Source organism: Thiohalorhabdus sp. Cl-TMA (assembly GCF_041821045.1).
Taxonomy (GTDB): Bacteria; Pseudomonadota; Gammaproteobacteria; order Thiohalorhabdales; family Thiohalorhabdaceae; genus Thiohalorhabdus; species Thiohalorhabdus methylotropha.
Genome location: NZ_JBGUAW010000026.1, coordinates 1 through 2,888 on the forward strand (window position 1 = coordinate 1; position 2,888 = coordinate 2,888).

3 protein-coding genes are annotated in these 2,888 nt (G+C 58.4%); all 3 read left to right on the top strand.

Annotated elements, in window-relative coordinates:
* Positions 1–159 precede the first annotated feature (159 nt).
* The gene (locus tag ACERLL_RS17645) at positions 160–285 is read left to right on the top strand and encodes a hypothetical protein (protein WP_373657412.1); all 126 of its coding nucleotides are present in this window, start codon (positions 160–162) and stop codon (positions 283–285) included.
* Positions 286–649: 364 nt separating this feature from the next.
* Positions 650–1,579, top strand: coding sequence for a hypothetical protein (locus ACERLL_RS17650; protein ID WP_373657410.1), 930 nt, complete (start codon positions 650–652; stop codon positions 1,577–1,579).
* A gap of 194 nt (positions 1,580–1,773) precedes the next feature.
* Positions 1,774–2,888: hypothetical protein (locus tag ACERLL_RS17655; RefSeq protein ID WP_373657411.1), on the top strand; the 1,115-nt coding region annotated here is incomplete at its 3' end.

The following is a 2,888-nucleotide window of genomic DNA, read 5'->3' on the forward strand; positions in this document are numbered from 1 at the left end:
GCCCTGCGCCAGGCCAAGCTGGCGTTGCGCGAGCAGCACCGCGCCGGCGCCGGGCCCACCCGGGCCCTGAAGGCCCAGGACACCGAGGCCCCCGCCGACCGCGACGGGGCGTACTTCTGGTCGCCGTTCATCCTCGTGACCCTGGAACATTGACAGTGCCTGCCCGGCAAGAAGAAAGGGCCCGGCCTGTTGGGCGGAAAGACCATGAAGAAGACGGGTGGCAAGGCCAATCCCCAGCAGGTGAACCAGATCGTCAGGGAGAAGCTGGACGCCAGGAAGGGGTAGAAGGAGCCTCTTCCGTTCTTTGTCTCGTATCCTGGACTTGTTTCGGGCTCCCAGTCGGAATGGCTGGGGGTCTGTTTTTTCTCCCTTCAGGGAGCCACCTAGGTGGCCTTCAGGCCACTTTCATTTGGTTCCCATGGGGGAATCCGGACAAGCCGGAAGATAGGAGTCCGTTGTTGGTCCAACCTCCCTTACTAGGGTTTTACCTCCGTAAAGTCCCAGTAGAGTAGTTGTGTAACCCATTTGGGTGACGCAGCCGAAAACTTTCCCCGGTATGGTCCTGCCTGACACCTTGAAAAAAAATGTCTCGGGCAGGTTAGTCAAGGCCGGTACGGTTCTGAATTGAAAGCCAAAACAGGAGCAGGGAATGCGCAATCGGCTGGTCTTTTTTGTGGTGTCCGGGGTGTTGGTGCTTACCGGATGTGCCTCTCCTGGTTTAAATAGGGGGCTTGTCCAGGCCCCTTCAAGTAGTGCGTCCTCCGCTAAAAATAAAGGGCCGTATGATTTCCCGGCGTCTCCCCAGTTAGATCCGGTGGCGAAGGCGGTCTATGAGGCGGTGAAAGCGAGCGAGGGCGGCTTCGCAAGCCTTCAGGGGGAACCCTGGTCCGAGGAGAAAAAAGAGGCCTACCTTGCGCGGATAGAAAAAGAGCAGATGGCCGGGGCTTCCAATCGGGATCAGGTCCTTGAGGAGATGCAAGCGAGAAGGAAGGCGGAGTACTACCAACCTGCTATAGGCAACCTCTTTAAAGGTGCAGGCGTGGAAGTCATTGCATCAAAGTTGACCAATTCGCCTGGAGAAACGAGATCTATCTTAACCTTCACTCTGAAGACCAAAAACCAGGAGATGGCCGAGCAACTGGCCCGCTCCCTCAACCAACATTTGAGGCAAGCGGCTCTACTGAAATCAAAAGGGTGGGAGTGGCACAATCAGGAAGAACTTAGAGAAAATATGAACTCCGTCTTAAAGGAAAGTATTGAGCGGGATGAAGAGCGGATTGAACGTTTGAAAGAAAAGGATTGGGAAAGAGAGTCCAATAGAATTAAGATAGAACGGATTGAAAAGCGTCTTAAAGAGCGAAAGAAGCAGTATGAGAAGGTTTTGAGTCAGCCCCGCCCTAAAGGTTATACGGCAAGTTATAAATGGATTTCAAAAAGCCCCAAAATTAGTACAACCCTGGGGCTCAGCATTAATTATAATGGTGGGAACTTGAAGATCGGAGTTTCCCGGATGAAAGTAGATGTGGGGCGTATAGAAAGGCAGGTTGACCAGGGTATGAAGGACACGTTCGGACCCTAACCCGCACACCTGCGAGTGGGTTGGCCAGAGGTATTCAGCAGCCGCTCTAGATACAAGAGGTGGTCCCAATGCCAAGGATAGGGGTAGTCGGGATTGACCTGCTCATGGTTGTCCTCTTAAGCGGGTGCGCAGCCGGGGACGGGCAGTGGGACAAACGGGAAATAGCGCAGGACAAAGAAGAGGTGGGTAGAAGGATGGAGTTGTATAACTCCACCCCAGCGGGCGCCGACGTGGTAGAAAGTGCCATTGACCTTCAACTCCTGATCCGCGATTCCCCCCTTTCTCCCGGCCATGCCCGCCTGACGGACAAGGTGTGGGCCCACTTTAAGGCCAGCCGGGACCGCTGGCGTTCCCGGAAGGATTCGTCCCCTTCGGGTCAGTTCCCGGCGCTGCCCCTGTATAAGGCGGCAGCCGCCTACTTTGGCGGCATCGGGCAGACCGGACGCCTGTTCCAGGTGCTGGGGGAAGCGGCCCGGGATGCCCGGCGCGCTGGCTCCATGGGGCAGTGGCGAGTCTTTCAGCTTCGTCTAGCGGAGGAGGCGGGTCGGGTGGGCAACGACCCCCGGGCACGCGCCGCCCTGGACCGAATCCATGACCGCTACTATATCCCCACCGCGCCGCAGGCGGATATGGATGCCAATGACCGCGCCTGGACCGCCTATCTGCTGGCGCTGCGCTACGCCTACGGGGCGGGCCGTACCCGCGACGGGCCAACCGTGCGGCGGGATGCCCGCTTCGTGCTGGAGACGGTGCAGGAAGACCGGCAGTTCCGCCTGCCCTACCGATGCTGCTGGGTACCGGCCTTGAAGATGCTGCCCCCGTTACAGCTCTCGGTGGCGAGGATCGGTGATGAAAAGCTGTATAGCCGCATTTCCGCCCAAATCGCCGAGGCCAGGGAATCGGCCCTGAACGTGAAGGATGGCATCGACTTCATACCGGTTGGGCCCGATTCCATTTTTGGAGGGGATTCTGGAAGGAGCCGTATATATGGGATGGGTGTGCTCGGTGGAATTGAGAGCCTCTTGGGCGAGAACTATGAGGGGACCCACACAAATCAAAGATTCAAATTTTTGGCCCCGCACTGGCCCCTATTCCGGGCGGCCCTCGCCCAATGGGAGGCAGCCCTCCATCTGGGGCGGGCCGATGATCGGCGGACCAGTTACGAGCGGGCGAAAAAGCGCCTGGCGCGCCTGAACGTCCATTACCAGGAGGCAGGGGAGCGCCGGGCCGCTGCCGACGGCCTGATCCGCGCCCGCCACCGCTTCAGGCTGGCGAAGGCCCGGGAAGCGGAGCTGGCGGGCGAATATGA

Excerpts from the sequence above, each read along its gene's own strand:
- ACERLL_RS17650 (WP_373657410.1), top strand. The coding sequence starts at position 650 with ATGCGCAATCGGCTGGTCTTTTTTGTGGTGTCCGGGGTGTTGGTGCTT.